Raw genomic sequence first — 15,736 nt, forward strand, 5'->3', positions numbered from 1 at the left:
CCGCTTTTTTTATGGGTTGTTTTATCCTTTCAATACCTTCACAAAGGTCATCCACATGAGTTTTAAATCATGCAAAAGTGTTGGGTTTTGCAGGTATTTTTTGTTAAGATCTAACTTTGCGGGCATAACCTCATGGATATATGTTTCCCGCGGATTTTCAGCTGCTCCGAGAATTTCATTTTCATGGAAATATTCAAGCGAAGCATAGTCTGTAATTCCCGGGCGAACGGTTAATATCTCGCGTTGCTGTGGAGTATACAGATTAACGTATTCCTGCACTTCCGGACGGGGACCGACAATAGACATATCACCGATGAGAACATTCCAGAATTGAGTGAATTCATCCAGTTTCGTTTTACGAAGGAAATAACCGATACGGGTAATCCGGGGATCACGCATTCCAACGGTTAGTTTTCCTGCTTTATCGGCATCTGTTCGCATAGTTCTGAACTTCAATAGCCGAAATACTTTCCCGTTTTTCCCTACCCGTTCCTGCCGATAAAAAATAGTCCCTTTCGAATCGAGCTTAATGGCAAGCGCAATCAGTATTCCAAAAGGAAGAAAAACAGAAAGAATGATCAGAGAGACTACTATGTCAAAACACCTTTTCACCCTTTTACCTGATGTACGGCACGTTTAACAGCTCCGATAACCTGATCGACCTGTTCGTCACTTAAATCATAGTACACAGGTAATGAAATCTCATTGTGGTATTTGTTCCACGTTTCCGGAAAATCTTCAATTAAATACCCCAGATTCTTATACGCTGTTAGAATCGGTAGCGGCTGAAAATGTACATTAACAGAGACATCCTGATCAAAAATTTCCTGCATGATACGGTCGCGTTCTCCTTCCGTTATATTATCAATACGCAACAGGTATAAATGATACGAACTAGTTTTTTCCTCTGTTGTATGGGGTGGTAAAATAGCCCAGGAATCGTTTTTAAAACCATTTTCGTATCTGTCGAAAATCTCTTTTCTTCGCGGAAGATTTTCTGAGTCATAACGTTCTAATTCGATCAGTCCGATGGCTGCTTGAATATCAGTCATATTACACTTGAAACCTGGTTCTACCACATCATACCGCCAGTTCCCTTTTTGCGTTTTAGCCAGGGCATCCTTTGATTGCCCGTGCAGTATTTTTATGCAGAGATCCTTATAGATTTGCTCATTATCAAAGGGGCTTGGCATATTCAGACAAATAGCACCACCTTCTGCGGTTGTCAGATTCTTCACAGCATGAAAAGAGAACACAGTAATGTCTGCCAGACTTCCGGAAGTACGACCTTTATATTTTGCTCCAAAACTATGTGCAGCGTCAGATAATACGGCAATTCTACCTAACTGTTTTTGAATTTCGTTCCCAGGGATGAATTGCGAGCGGATACCCTCTTCATTGACAAGATTATAAATTTCGTCATAGTCACATGGGAAACCGCCTATGTCAACACCCATTACAGCTTTTGTCCGGGGAGTGATAGCTTTACGTATCGCGTCAACTGAAATATTGAAATCAGATGTATTTAGATCGACCATAACCGGTTTTGCTCCGCAGTGCAGAATTACATTTGCACTTGCGCAATAGGTATAAGCGGGAAGAATCACTTCGTCCCCTTCAGTAATTCCCAGCCATCTTAACATTACTTCCATTCCGGCTGTCCACGAACTTACCGCTACTGTATGTTCCACTCCGCAGTAGGCAGAAATCTTTTTTTCGAATTCCTTTGTGCGGGGACCGGTTGTGATCCAGCCACTCTCTAAAGCTTTGGTAACTTCATCAATTACGCGCTTGTCAATACGAGGGGGAGAAAATGGAATCATGATAACAGTATTTTTTGGCAAATTTAGAGAAAAGAATGAATGTTGATATAGCCTGTAGAGGATTATTAAACGTATCCGGAAGATCGGGTGGTATCGAAAACAGATAAATCAGCGTATCTTTGAGAGGAAAGGAGTTGGTATGGGAGAAGGTATAGTGTGGAAGGAGGCAGCGATAGCACTGATAAAGTCGGTGCTGGCACAGACAGAAATGCAGGAAGAAATCAAATGGGGTATTCCTGTTTACACCTGTAATGGAAAAAATGTTGTCGGGGTTGCCGTATTTAAATCCTATGTAGGAGTTTGGTTTTACAATGGTGTTTTTCTCAAGGATTCCCATAAATTACTTAGTAATGCACAGGAGTCAAAAACAAAAGCTTTACGACAACTACGCTATACTTCGTTAGATGAAATTGACACAGCCCTTCTTTTGGAGTATTGTAACGAAGCTCTTGAAAATGAAAAGATGGGAATCCGATATACTCCTGAAACAAAGAAAACGGAGATCCCTGCCTTTCTTCAGGATGTATTTAGTCAGGATAAGACACTCAAGGAAGCCTTTGAAGTTCTCACACCAGGGAGACAACGCGAATATTGTGAATACATTGATTCAGCTAAACAATTGCGAACGAAGCAAACACGATTGGAAAAAATAGTTCCCATGATAGTGGAAGGAAAAGGTCTGAATGATAGGTACAAAAAGCAGAAATAAAAAAGCCGGTAACACCGGCTTTTCTATATCACAACAAATTTGTTATTACAATAATGTTGTTGGGCAGACATAATCTGAAATCTGAAACTTTTCAGATTCTTTTATTGCTTTAAACCCGCCCTTTACATCAATAAGATTTTCGTATCCGCGTGCTTTTAATGCTGAGATGAATACCATAGAACGGTACCCTCCTGCACAATGCACATGGTAGGTTTTATTCTTATCTACCTTTAGCATACTTTCATTCAGGTAGTCCAAAGGAGCATTTTCAGCCCCGATAATATGCTCACTTTGATATTCACTTGCTTTACGGACATCAAGAATTGTAGGTGACTCTACTTCCGCAAATTCCTCAGCCGAGATGGAAGTGATGGTATCGACTTCAAAATTCTCTTTTTTCCACGCATCAAAGCCGCCTTTAAGGTATCCGATAGCATGATCATATCCTACGCGGGCAAGACGGGTAATAACTTCTTCTTCCCTTCCTTCATCAGCGATAACCAGAATTTCTTGTTTTACATCCGGGATAAGTGTTCCTACCCATACAGCAAAGCTTCCGTCAATTCCGATATTGATTGAGTTTGGAATGAAGCCTTTCGCAAAAGTTTGCGGAGCACGTGTATCTAGCATTAAAACATCGCGGTCGTTAGCTACTGCTTCAAATTCCTTGGGAGAAAGAGCTTTTGTACCTCTTTCCAGTACTTCGTCAATACTGTCGTATCCTTTGATATTCATCAAGACATTCTGAGGGAAATATCCCGGAGGAGGAGTCAGACCTGTAAGTACTTCTTTAATAAACTCTTCTTTTGTCATCGGTTGAAGAGCATAATTGGTTTTCTTTTGATTTCCCAATGTATCAGAAGTTTCCTTACTCATATTTTTCCCACAGGCAGATCCTGCTCCATGTGCAGGATAAACAATTAGATCATCTGACAAAGGAATAAGCTTATTGTGAAGTGAATCGTACAGGTGAGCGGCTAGCTTTTCCTGAGTAAGATCTTTCACTACTTTTTGTGCAAGATCCGGACGACCTACATCTCCGATAAAGAGTGTATCTCCTGTAAAAATAGCGACTTCTTTCCCGTTTTCATCAGATAAAAGGAAACAGCTGCTTTCCATTGTGTGTCCGGGGGTGTGAATCACCTTAATTTCAATGTCTCCTAATTTGAAAACCTGATTATCTTCAGCGATAATTGCATCAAAACCAAGTTGCATTTGTGTTGGCCCGAATACGATTTGAGCACCTGTTTTAGATGCGAGATCTTTGTGTCCGGAAACAAAGTCGGCATGAAAATGCGTTTCAAAAATATATTTGATCGTTGCTCCATTCTTTTCAGCCTGATCAATGTAGGGTTGTACTTCACGAAGTGGGTCTATGATAGCAACTTCATTCCCTGACTGAATGTAATACGCTCCCTGAGCCAGACATCCTGTATAAATTTGTTCTATTTTCATATCTTTTATTTTTCTTGTGAATAATTTCAATCAACGGTACAAAGATCGAAAGTTTTCAGGGCTTAAAAAGTGATATTCGTCACAGATCTTCATATTTCTATCTAACCGTTGCTCAGTTTATTTCAAACGAGAGCTAAAATACGCATTTTATGACAGTTTTCCACCTTCAATAGGAGGAGAGCTTATCAGATTTGGCAACAGACTGAGCAAAAATGCAACTGGAATTATTCCGGCTTGTGTTTCCAGAAATGATTCTGTAAGAAGAGAGAGAAAGAGGCTGATACAAATAAGTCGTTTTATGAATGAAAGACTTCCTGAAGCTCTGATATAGGAAATAATAAATAGAAGTAGAAGTACAAGAAACCCGGGTAATCCAATAGCAAGATAAGTATTCAGAAATTGGTTGTGAGCATTCAGGTTCAGTTCAGCGACTCCAATATAACCTTTTTCGTAATTGCGTTGTTGTAGTTGATCTTTAATATCTCCGGTTCCCATACCGAGAATAGGGTTTTCTTTGATTAATTCAGTAGCTGTTTCCCACATGAGAAGCCTTGCCGTATTACTTTCTACAGATTTTACATCCAGGTTTTCATGATGAACAAGTGTGCGGAGAGAAGCCTTGACTCTGGATGACAGAGAAGGGCTGAATAGAAGAGTTAAAATAGTAATTAAGGTCACAGTCAGTAAAATGATGCTTCCCAACACAACTTTTCGTTTGACTAGCATTAAACGAATAATAAGAGCCAGTGTAACCAGTATAAGAATAATGAATCCCATTTTAGACCCTGTCATAAGAACAGCTCCAAAGAATAGGAAAGAGAAGAATCCGTATAAAACTCGATGTTTTTGTGCACTAAATACTTCATGTGTACTGAAGATGTAAGCGATTATTAAATATGTGGCCCAGTAACTTCTGTGCATGAAATAGGAAAGCCTTGAATCAAAGAAATAGGAAATATACCCTCCGTGGTAATGATAGTTGTAGAATGCAACGATCAAATCGATCGTTATCGTAATCAAAGCTCCGTAAATGAATATTTTACCGAAGGAGGATAACGGTACGCGATACGGGTAAAGTAGAAATAATACGGGAAATAGAATGAATGAAGCTTTCATTCCGATGTCACTCCATCCAAATGCCATGTTGTCGGAATAGAGAAGCCCCGATAGATGTAAAATCCAAAAAAGTACCAGGTAAAAATACGGCTTCCCGGGGTCAATTAAATCACGGAAAGAAAATCGCTGTTTATACTTGATTGCACAAAAAATCTGTTCAACAGCAAAGAAAAGAATTGCCATCCCATACCATTTTGGGTTAAAGGGGATCAGAAATGCGAAAAGATAAATTCCGATGGGGAATTGAACTGCCGAACCGGGTTCTCGTCCTATGATTTTTTGAAATATCATTCGATTAATTCATCTATATGTTGTTCTAAAAATTGGAGTACCCGTTCACAATTATTTGTATCTGTCGGGAGATTCAATATATGCGCTGAACGTTCTTCTGCGACAGGAAAGTCAGCCACCTGTAGCTCCCAAAGCCTGAAGTTTTCCGGAACGGGATGTATAGGTGAGAGAAACCAGTCTCCTAATCGTATTTTATTCTTTTCGGCAAGGAGAAGGAACTTTTCCCTGTCTTTAACAAAGATCGGAAATTTAAGAAATGAATGATTAGAAAGTACATGATCCGGATAGTTCCACTTACCTTTGGTACGCAGATAGTCGTTATACGCAAAGCCGTTTCTCTTTCGTAATGCCAGATCACTTTCAAGATGAGGTAGAGCTTTTACTCCTGCTTTAATTTGTTCTTCCGAAGCACTCATGAAGTACTTCTCCGGTTGTTGGATGGTTGTTAACTCATCATCCGAAGAAGAGCCTACTACAAGTCCGGTTTTACTCAAATAACGGTATAACTTTAACAACGTCCAGTAAGTAGAATCATGAATCAGGTATTTGCGAAACTGTATCAGTGCACTCAGTACCTTTCGTTGTTTCAGAGAAGGAGAAATAAGCTCCGCATTAATCGCTTCCACTTTTGTTTGTAGTTCACTGTTTTTTACCAGAGAAAAACCTCCGATTCCTGTCGAGAAAGGTTTGTTCCATTGGGTTGAGTAAAATGCAGCATCACAGTAGGAGCCATTGGGTTGTCCATTGTATAAACCGCCAAATCCATGCGTACAGTCTTCGATCGTTTGAATATTGGATGACCGGGCGAAAGTTATAATTTCTTCTACCTCGCAGGAAAGTCCAAATGTATTTTGAATGATGATACATTTGGTAGCCGGAGTTATCGCCTGCTTTATATGATCTAGAGTCGTATTAAGTGTTTGCGGATGAATATCTACGTAAACCGGTTTTGCACCCAGATACAGAATCGCATTCGGGACGACTACACATGTAAACGCGGGTACAATCACTTCATCTCCGGATTGAATCCCCATGGCTTTTAACAGAGCATAAAGAGCAACACGACCTTTCCAGTAAAGATTAATCTGATCCGGACTTGCCTGAAGACGAGCAGCTATTTGTCTTTTGTATTTCTCTGGAGCTGTCATTTTTGTAAATCTTTGAAGTAAAATAAACCTATTAAAGAACCCAGACCATAAGAAAGGTGGAGGACTAAAAATGTCCAAAGCACATAAAAGAAATTAGTTCCTTGCTTTTGTGTGCGTAATGTAATAAAACTGTAGAGCAAAAGATACATTCCCACTGAGACGCCGGATAATAAAAGAAGGGGAGTATACAGCAATGAGGCTAGGGAGGGAAGTATAATGGATAATAGGAACAGTAACGGAATAAAATGGCGCAGACTTAGTGATGCAAAATCGTTTGTAATATAAACGGTTCTTAAGTTCCATTTTCCGTTTTCATAATTATTTTTGGCTATAGACGTCCATTTTTCACGAGCATAATACGTGCATGAAGTGTAGGGAATAAGTATGATTTTACCTCCATTTTTGATGATCCGGTTATTTAATTCGATGTCCTGATTGCGAATAAGTTTTTCATTGTATCCACCAATCTTCAGGACAAATTCTCTGTCAAAACATCCGAAAGGAACCGTATCAACCTCTACAGGTTCTGAGACGCCGGTTCTGAATAAACCATTTCCTACACCAAATTTGCTGGATAAAACAGTAATGATGGCAGTGCTTTTAGCTGTTTTATGTATGACTTTAGTTTTGATGGGACAACCTATATTGGTGGCGTTCAGTTTCTGTTTCCATTCAACAAGAGTTGAAATATAGTTTTGTGGATACTCAGCGTGAGCATCTAGCCTTACAATAATACTCCCCAAAGCATTCTTTATCCCCAGATTCATTGCGACCGGAACAATTTTTTTGGAGTTAGATATTAGTCTCACATTAGTGTATTTTTCAGCAAAAGCTTTAACTATGTCAGGTGTACGATCATTTGAAGCGCCATCAACCACAAGGATCTCAACATTGTCCATCGGGTAGTCGGAATTCACTATCGATAATAGACATTTTGAAATGTATTTCTCTTCATTCAGACAGGGAATTATTATGGATACAGTGATCATCTTTAAGACATATTTTTTTGATCTGCAATTACTTTTTGATAGAGCGAGACCATAAGATCTACATTTGCTTTCCAATCATACCTCTCTCGAACGGAAGATAAGGCATTTTTAACATATTGATTGGTAATATCCTTATTTGCTAGTAGTTTTTCAATGGCATTACAGGCTTCCAGAGGCTCTTCTGATTGAACGACTATTCCGGAATAGTTGTGCGTAACAATTTCTGGAAGACCTCCTACATTGGTAACAATAACAGGAGTTTCACAAGCCATAGCTTCTACAACAGCAACACCAAAACTTTCCTGTCTTGATAAAGCGAGATATATATCAAAAGAAGAAAGGACTTTGGGAACTTCTTTCTGAGGAATGAAGCCTCTGAATACTACTTTATTATTTAATTTTCGCTTCGAAACAAGTTGTTTTAATTCAGCTTCACCCGAGCCTGCACCTCCAATTTGGAGTATTATGTCTTTTTCCGGATGCTTTGTCGTGTATAAATAAAAAGCTTCAATTAATACATCAATTCCATAAACAGGGTAGAGAGATTTAATCGTTCCTATCGTTATTTGTGGAGACGTTTTGGGTTCTTCTTGTTTTTTGAAGAGGTCGAGGTCGACCCCAAAAGGTGTTATTTCAATTTTTTTCTTTGTATAAAGTTGAGTTTCTTCAGCCATTCTTTTTGATGTGGAAAAGATATAATCAGCTTTTTTTAAATTGAATTCTAATACTTTTTTTAATAAAAAATTCCTCTTTGGAAAATCGAAAACATCACTTCCCCAAACAGAAATTATGTAGGGTTTAAATCCCGATAATGCACCGATTAATCCATAGCTAGAGGCATAGTGGGCATGAAGAATATCCGGTTGATGAAATCGGATCAGTTTCCTAACTTGAGGGACGGCATTCAAATATTTAAGTTTACTGATCGCCCCTGACCCTCTTTTTAATTTGGTTTGGTTAGTAAAAAGACATTCAATTGTTAAGTATGAAGAGTCTGGGTATAACTCCCGGTTATAATCATTAAGGGAATAGATAATAATTTGAACTCCTTTTTCTAAAAGAGCATTAACCCACTTAATGGTATGAACTGAATTAGCATCTGCCAGTAACAAAATTTTCATGAAAGATCATTTATAACTTGCTTTGCTCTAGCTTCCCAAGTATGATTAGAAGATATTTTGGTAATGTTTCTTTTTTTCTCCTGATAGGATTCTGGATTATCAATAATCTCCTTGGTTAATTGGATAATTGCGTCAGAAGAATAAGGAATTGTCCAGCCTATATTGTTACTTTTTATAAAGTCAGCAATAAAAAGCTCATCAGAACAGATAATAGGCAATTGGTAACCGATATATTCAAACAGCTTTACCGGAATAGCAAATTTCCAGTATTCACCAGGTTTAACAAATAACATGGCGATATCCGCTGTTTGATATTCTTGCTCAAGTTCGGTGCCACTTTTGTGAATAACACGAATTGATTTGGTTTCTTTATAATGAGACTTGTTTTTTTCCCATTCTTCCTTTCTGGTACATAGCGTGAAAGAAATTCTTTCATTTTGATTTATTAGGGGCACTATCTCTTGCATCTGATAAATTTCTCCCAGACCTCCGACATAAAGCAAGTTTAACTTTTTCTCAGGAAAATGAGATGTTTCATCTTTGTGACTTTTTTCTGATAGGGAATGAGCTGGAGGAAGTTCTTTAGTAATTACTCCTGAAAAATCTGGGATATAACTGCTCATAGGTGTGGAGGGGAGGTATAAGACAGATAAATATTTACGATATTGTTTAATATCGTACTTGTAGAAAAATTTTGCAATTGTACTTTTCCAGAGAGAAACTCTCTTATCATAAAAAGGAAAAACCCAATGAATGTCTCGATAAAACAGACCTATTTTTATATCATTTTTTTTACAAAAGTTAAAGAAATTGAAATCAAGAAAAGGATATAACGGAAGGTGATTCTTTTCTGTTAAAAGCGTTGGTTGTGTGGATGATTCTGAGTAGACAAAATCAAATTTAACCCCATTTTTTACCTGTCTTTTTACTTTCTTTATGGCTGCTTTTCGTTCTTTACCATATCCTGTAATAGGAATAACATTAAGACCACATTTTTGAAAAGCTTCAAGCATTTTTACAGGACGGATTCCACTGGCTGACTTTGCCTGATAATTCAGAGGTAAGGGATGGTGAAATATAATGTTTTTCAAACCTGTCTTTTGTTTTGAGAAGTGTTATTTATACTTTAATTTCCGATACTCAGCAAAATAAAATGCAGCCCCTAAAGCTATATAAAAAGTTGTGTAGTTCCAATGTTTCGAAAACATAATTCCTATGAGAGAATAGGTAATAATTAACATTGATACTAGCAGAAAATTACTGTTGTTTTTTTCTTTTTTGCTTAAACGTAATAATTGAATACCTGTATAAATCATAAAGATAGATGTAGATACGGCAAAAATAATTCCAGAGATACCAAACTCAAACCAGAAAGAGAATACATTATGTGTATAGCAACCGCTACATAAGTCTTTATGATAAGCAAACTCTCCTAGAATAGGTTTATTCTCTATTATTTGGAACCCATATTCGGTTAATTCCTCCCTTTTGTTTAAAGATGTATCATTTTGGGTATTAAAAATAAGTCGATAGTACCGGGACTGTAGTAGGGTGTCCGGGCTGATTAGTAATATGGAGATGATCAATATAGAGATGCTGGAGAGCATGTAAAACAATAATCTTTTTGATAAGAAAAAGAAATATATTCCGGTAAGAATACAGAAAGAAAAGAGGGAGAATCGGGATTCTGCAAGAAATAGAAGAATAATTATAAAGAAAGTTGTGAAAAAACGTTCTGTAGTACTTTGGGTATAGGCCAGCAAAAGAAGTCCTGTAAACATTGTTGCTTCTGCAATGCGCAGGTAGTTAGATTGAGGAAATAATCCCCTGAAACTATAATGGACAGCAATAAGTAATGCAAGGATTAGAAGCACAAAAGAGAGTGTTTTGTGAATAGAGGTTGTCTGTTGTGAATTTTTCAGGAAAAAGAAGGTGAAGTATCCTATGGTTGGAGCAATGAAAAAGGTATTAAAGAATGTCCATAAGTCATCTATCTCAAAATGGTTTGATTGTATCATAGCAAATGCCATTGCTAAACATATCAAAAGATACATTAAGACCATCATTGTATGTCGGAAAGGTCTCTTAAAAGCAAAAAAAACTGGAATTAGAAGACTTGCGGCTATAAAACCGATCATTCCAAATGGTGGCATCGGAAGAAAAAACGATGTAACATATTTTATTCCGTCAATAGGATAAATTAATAAGAGGGAAATAAATGCAAGAAGACCAAAATGAATCTTAATTTTATCTGTCATGTCCTTTTCAATCCTGTGTTATCATCTTTCTGGTATACTTAGCCCAAACAAAACCAACTGAAAATACAATTCCAAAAAGTAATCCAAGAAAAACAATCATTAGGTTTTTTGTGAGATCCTTTTTTTGTTCGGAGAATCCTCTTACGAGTTGAATCTTATCATTAAAAAGATCAAAGGGTACAATATTAGTTTGTTTATTTAGCAATTTATTGAGATCAAACTCTTCAGACATCTGAGAGAGCTCTTTTACTTCTTTCAGGAGCAAAAGTTTCTTTTGATAGTTGGTTTGCATTTCTATTTTATCGGAAAGTATAAGGGATTCAAGGCTGATTCCCTCTAGGTCAACTTCTTTTGATTGCAAATAAGTACCTGAAATTTTTGTCCCCGAAGGAACAACGGAGTAAGCACTGTCTAAGGCATTTAGTCTGGCTTCAAGAATTTGATTTTCTTTATCAATATTTTTGATTTCAATTTGTTTTTTGTTAATAAGACTTTCCAGCATGTTTTCGGTGAAGATGCAATTAAGAAAATAGATGAAACTTTTGAATTGGAAATTAAGTATTTTATCTATTTCGGAATCTTCAACTGTACTTTTTGTGTAAAGTTGAATTGTAGACTTATCTGATCCTTGTTTTTTGTATTTAATGCCTTTCAGAGCCTGTTTGGTAGCATTGTCAAACTTTAATTCGCTTTGCACAGCATCAACTAACATTTGATTATTCAGTTCTGAAAAATAATCCAGATAATTTTTTGAAGGTAGTTTAATAAGACCATATTCGGTTTCTACTTCATCGTCAGAACTTATTAGAACTTGGGCTTCAGAAAAATAACTGACTTTGACAATATAGAATGAATAAAGGGAACTTATAAGGAGACTGGTTGTTAGAATAAGTAGTACTACTTTCCACTTTTTTACAGTTGTTTTAAGTAGATCAACAAAAAACATCTCTTCTTTATTTTGGGACATGTTGCTAGATTTTATCTGCAAATTTAATATTTTGATCACATAGTTTTTTATTTTCGAGTTTGGATACGTTATATTCATGCTTACGTAGTGTTTTGGGTTTTGCTTCCTGGGTTAAGAGACGTAAGAGAGTTGCAAAGGGTTGAAATATTGTAAACAACTTTATTTTTGTCGGAAAATAGTTTGTTTTTATTATCGGTTACCTTTGTTATTGATCAATTCACTTAATTATGTTGGGATATTTGAAACGCTTGTTTAAGGAAGAGTTCGCAAAAAATGTTTTGTACTTAGTATCCGGAACGGCGATAGGTCAGTTGATAAGTATTTTAGCATACCCTTTAATAACAAGGTTATATGATCCCGAAGCTTTTGGCTTGTATGTGATATTTAACTCGTTAATTGGCTTTTTCTCTGTTGTTGGCGCTTTAAAATATGAGTATGCTATTCCAATTGCAGAAAACACTTCTAAAGCTCTTAACCTACTAGTTGTATCATTATTTATTTTAGTCGGACTTAACCTGATACTTTTAATAGCGCTTCATTTTTTTGGTGATACAATCTTAGGTTGGTTTGATGCTACTGAGTTAGGTGGTCATAAGTATTTTATTGTTTTAGGCGTGTTATTTACGAGCTTATATTCAATTCTTAATCAGTGGGTTTTTAGAACAAAATCATTTAAGAAATTATCGGTCACGAGAGTATATAGAGGACTAAGTTTGAATATTAGTCAGATCGTTTTTGGTTATTTGAACTTACAAAGTTTGGGATTGATACTAGGTAAGTTGATAGGAGAGTTTTCAGGGAATTCCCTTTTAACCAAAGAGCTTTTTAGTAAAGGAAGAAAGAGTATATCGGAGGGGGTTAAGTATTCTGAAATGAAAAAATTAATGCGGAGATATAGAAAATTTCCTATTTTTTCTGTTCCGACTCAAGTGTTAAATAAACTAGGCTTAGAATTACCTGTTTTTTTTATAGCCTCAATGTTTGGAAGTGATGTAGTTGGGTTATACGGATTGGCTCATACAATTGTAAGTCTTCCTATGTTTTTAATCGGAAGCGCGGTAGGAGATGTCTATTACGCTGACGCTGCGAGCTTGGGAAAAACAAATCCGGAAGAGTTGAAAAGAAAGTCTGCAAAGATTTTGAAGCGTATGATTCTAATAGGACTAATTCCTTTGGTTATTTTAGTTTTATTCGGACCTGTATTGTTCCAGTGGGTGTTTGGAAAAGAATGGTTTGAGTCAGGTTCGTATGCTCGGATTTTGGCCGTTTTAGTTTTTTTTAGATTTGTTTTTAGTCCTCTGGTTCGTGTTTTTGATGTTCTAGAAAAGCAACATATCGCTTTGTGGTTAGATATTATGAGAGTTATTCTTGTGGTATCTACGTTTTTGTTGGTAGATTTTCTGAATTTATCTTCATATACGGCGATTACTATTTATGTGGTAAATATGTCATTTGTATATTTGGTGACATTCATTGCTGCAAACAAAGTAGTTTCGAATCAATTCAGACATTAATTAAGTAGTAAGGGGGGCTTTAAAGATTCGTGCATAATGGAGAATAAAAAAAATGGTGATAATAAGAATAATGCCTTGACTAATTGATGCGAACCATAGTATCGTTTCGAAATTCTGAGGAGAATTGCCTAGTGTCATAGGTAAGATTCCAAAGCTTACAAGTTGTAGTGAAGTAGTAATTAATCCCAAAATAAAAAATTCCTTTTGTCTGTTTAATATTATAGGTATTGAGGAAACAGTCGATGCAATAAAATTTGTCATTAACCAGAAAGACATGATTTCAGAATAGTAACCGGAAGTAAGCCAGTTGTCTCCGAAAACGAATCCGAAAAGAGGTTCGCCGAAGAAGTAAATGACGGAGAAGGCTGGTATAGATACGGCAAGCAAAAGCAAAGTTGTTCTTCGTAGCAATTGGTAGATAGATTCTCCACGGTTGACCATTTCGGAACAACGGTTGAAAAAGACCTGACCAATGGACGTGCCGATTACCATTATGGGTAGTCGAAGGATCGTGTAAGAGTGACTGTATGAACCGAAGATGTCTTTACTGAAAAAATAAATGATTAGTGTAGCAACGAGCAGATCCCTTCCCAGATCAATTAATACGTGAGGCAGGCTCACCATAGGAAATTGGCGATATTCGCTTACAAGCGCAAACGTCTTTTTTCTAGAGCGTGATATACGATGTGTTTTATCAATACTAAAATATTCTTTCATGAAGGTCAGACTGGAAGCGATGTAACCGATCAGTGTACCCAGTAAAAGTCCCCATGAACCCCAACTGAAAAGCCCGAAAACCCATCTAAGTCCATTGGATGTGAGTGAGTTAATGACACGTGAGTTGGAGATTTTTCTGAATTGTTTTTTGCGAATTGCCCAGTTGGTACCGAGATTAATAAAAACAAGAAAGAAGGAACTGATTAATGTGATAGAAATAAACAGTACTTCATTCAGATCAAATGACTTTGTAATAAGGTAAATAAGACTAACTAATACAGAGCCTGCGAGTGTATAGAGGGCAATTCGTAGTGAAAGCCGGTACAAAAGATAAGAATGAGAGTCACTTTTGGGGAGAGGTAGCGACAGCTCATACCTCGCGGAAGCTAACGCTGAAAGAAAACTGATAGCGCGCATATAGACGCCTAAATCACCCATTTGTTCAGGAGTATAAATCCGTGTGAGTATAGGGGATATAAGGTAGCCTATGGCCTGAGCCATAACCGTACCAGTCATGAGAATCATGACAGATTTCAGGAAATCATTTTTTGCAAGCTTCACGAATGAAAGATTGATTTCAGATACTTTGCCATTCCATCATGGAATAGAATCGGATCACTGTAACCAATTAATTCGGTGGTAGTACTAATAGCAGCTAAAGAATCTCTGATGTCTCCCGGACGTGGCGGACCATTGGTTATCTTTGTTTCGGGGTGGTATTTCCCCATTTCCTGAAGAGCTTCTTTGATAGATGCAATGACTTTATTCAGTGAGAAATAATCTCCACAGGCGACATTGACCACCTTCCCGAATGCTTCAGTATTAGTTGTAGAAAGCCCCAGAAGATTGGCACGAACAGCGTTGTCAACATAGGTGAAATCCCGTGTCTGCTCTCCGTCGCCATGAATTGTTATTTCTCCTCCGCTGAGCATGGCGTCAATAAACTTGGGTATCGCAGCTGCATATACCCCTTTCGGGTCTTGTTTAGGACCAAAGACATTGAAATAACGCAGTCCTATTGTTTCTGTTTGATGCAATCTGTTATAAACACCTGCATATTCTTCATTAAGATGTTTTGTAACAGCGTAAGGGCTTAATAACTTGCCTTCGGATCCGATCGTCTTGGGTGAAATTTTGCTGTCTCCATATACGGAAGAAGAACTGGCGTATACAAAACGTTTTATGTTCTTTTCTCTTACAGCTTCAAGCAAAGTAAGAAAACCTGTAGCATTCACATCATGAGTTGTCAGGGGTAGAGCAATAGAACGGGGAACAGAACCTAGCGCAGCCTGATGAGAAACAAGGTCGATCCTATCCAATGCAGCCAGACAATCATCATATTTGCGGATGTCTCCACGAAAGAAGTCAAATCGGGGATGATTCTCAAATTCTGCGATGTTCTGCATCCGACCTGTTTCCAAATTGTCAAAAACCCGGACGGATGCCCCTAGTTCAAGGAGTTTTCCGGTAAGGTTTGACCCGATAAAGCCGGCTCCTCCGGTTACAAGTACATGTTTATCTTTGAAAAAATCTGCTAATTGATCCATCCCTGTTTTTTTGCGATGGAAAGTTACAAGTTGTTGAGAACAAATACAAGGTTGTGACGTGGAATTGATGGTGAACAGATG

General features: G+C 37.3%; 14 protein-coding genes. 2 read left to right on the forward strand and 12 right to left on the reverse strand.

Features of this window, described 5'->3' with window-relative positions; genetic code table 11:
* Nucleotides 1-21: 21 nt before the first annotated feature.
* Both ABDZ97_RS04485 and ABDZ97_RS04490 read right to left on the reverse strand, forming a co-directional pair.
* Nucleotides 22-612: a sugar transferase gene (locus ABDZ97_RS04485; RefSeq protein WP_343785364.1), complete on the reverse strand. Its 591-nt coding sequence runs from the start codon at nt 610-612 to the stop codon at nt 22-24.
* A complete protein-coding gene (locus tag ABDZ97_RS04490; RefSeq protein ID WP_343785365.1) occupies nt 609-1,823 on the reverse strand; it encodes a DegT/DnrJ/EryC1/StrS family aminotransferase in 1,215 nt (404 codons plus the stop codon). Before ABDZ97_RS04490 ends, ABDZ97_RS04485 begins: the two co-directional genes overlap by 4 nt.
* A 139-nt stretch (nt 1,824-1,962) precedes the next feature.
* Here ABDZ97_RS04490 and ABDZ97_RS04495 point away from each other — a divergent pair, with 139 nt between their 5' ends.
* Nucleotides 1,963-2,532: a YdeI/OmpD-associated family protein gene (locus ABDZ97_RS04495; RefSeq protein ID WP_343785366.1), complete on the forward strand. Its 570-nt coding sequence runs from the start codon at nt 1,963-1,965 to the stop codon at nt 2,530-2,532.
* 45 nt (nt 2,533-2,577) lie between these two features.
* Here ABDZ97_RS04495 and ABDZ97_RS04500 read toward each other — a convergent pair whose 3' ends face one another.
* The 8 genes from ABDZ97_RS04500 to ABDZ97_RS04535 all read right to left on the reverse strand — a co-directional run bounded on the left by ABDZ97_RS04500 (nt 2,578) and on the right by ABDZ97_RS04535 (nt 11,916).
* Nucleotides 2,578-3,987, reverse strand: coding sequence for an MBL fold metallo-hydrolase (locus ABDZ97_RS04500; protein ID WP_343785367.1), 1,410 nt, complete (start codon nt 3,985-3,987; stop codon nt 2,578-2,580).
* Between the two features lie 147 nt (nt 3,988-4,134).
* Nucleotides 4,135-5,394: an O-antigen ligase family protein gene (locus tag ABDZ97_RS04505; RefSeq protein WP_343785368.1), complete on the reverse strand. Its 1,260-nt coding sequence runs from the start codon at nt 5,392-5,394 to the stop codon at nt 4,135-4,137.
* Entirely contained in the window at nt 5,391-6,542 is a 1,152-nt protein-coding gene (locus ABDZ97_RS04510; protein ID WP_343785369.1) for a DegT/DnrJ/EryC1/StrS family aminotransferase, read from the reverse strand. Before ABDZ97_RS04510 ends, ABDZ97_RS04505 begins: the two co-directional genes overlap by 4 nt.
* On the reverse strand, nt 6,539-7,531 hold the full coding sequence (locus ABDZ97_RS04515) for a glycosyltransferase family 2 protein (RefSeq protein ID WP_343785370.1): 993 nt from the start codon (nt 7,529-7,531) through the stop codon (nt 6,539-6,541). The genes ABDZ97_RS04510 and ABDZ97_RS04515 overlap by 4 nt, the downstream gene beginning before the upstream one ends.
* A gap of 2 nt (nt 7,532-7,533) precedes the next feature.
* Complete coding sequence (locus ABDZ97_RS04520) at nt 7,534-8,652, reverse strand: glycosyltransferase (RefSeq protein ID WP_343785371.1); 1,119 nt, start codon at nt 8,650-8,652, stop codon at nt 7,534-7,536.
* The gene (locus ABDZ97_RS04525; protein ID WP_343785372.1) at nt 8,649-9,743 is read right to left on the reverse strand and encodes a glycosyltransferase; all 1,095 of its coding nucleotides are present in this window, start codon (nt 9,741-9,743) and stop codon (nt 8,649-8,651) included. Before ABDZ97_RS04525 ends, ABDZ97_RS04520 begins: the two co-directional genes overlap by 4 nt.
* 24 nt (nt 9,744-9,767) lie before the next feature.
* Nucleotides 9,768-10,910 (reverse strand): O-antigen ligase family protein, encoded by a 1,143-nt coding sequence (locus ABDZ97_RS04530; protein ID WP_343785373.1) that lies wholly within the window; start codon nt 10,908-10,910, stop codon nt 9,768-9,770.
* A gap of 7 nt (nt 10,911-10,917) precedes the next feature.
* Entirely contained in the window at nt 10,918-11,916 is a 999-nt protein-coding gene (locus ABDZ97_RS04535) for a hypothetical protein (protein ID WP_343785374.1), read from the reverse strand.
* Between the two features lie 188 nt (nt 11,917-12,104).
* On the opposite strand from ABDZ97_RS04535, the gene ABDZ97_RS04540 reads away from it, so the two are divergent.
* Nucleotides 12,105-13,391 carry a lipopolysaccharide biosynthesis protein gene (locus tag ABDZ97_RS04540; protein WP_343785375.1) on the forward strand — a complete coding sequence of 429 codons (1,287 nt, stop codon included), beginning with the start codon at nt 12,105-12,107 and terminating at the stop codon, nt 13,389-13,391.
* Here the strand turns inward: ABDZ97_RS04540 and ABDZ97_RS04545 are convergent, their stop codons facing one another.
* Nucleotides 13,392-14,669 carry a lipopolysaccharide biosynthesis protein gene (locus ABDZ97_RS04545; RefSeq protein WP_343785376.1) on the reverse strand — a complete coding sequence of 426 codons (1,278 nt, stop codon included), beginning with the start codon at nt 14,667-14,669 and terminating at the stop codon, nt 13,392-13,394. It abuts the gene before it with no gap.
* A complete protein-coding gene (locus tag ABDZ97_RS04550; RefSeq protein ID WP_343785377.1) occupies nt 14,666-15,655 on the reverse strand; it encodes an SDR family NAD(P)-dependent oxidoreductase in 990 nt (329 codons plus the stop codon). Before ABDZ97_RS04550 ends, ABDZ97_RS04545 begins: the two co-directional genes overlap by 4 nt.
* Nucleotides 15,656-15,736: the final 81 nt, after the last annotated feature.

Source organism: Wandonia haliotis (assembly GCF_039523435.1).
GTDB classification, from domain to species: Bacteria; Bacteroidota; Bacteroidia; order Flavobacteriales_D; family Crocinitomicaceae; genus Wandonia; species Wandonia haliotis.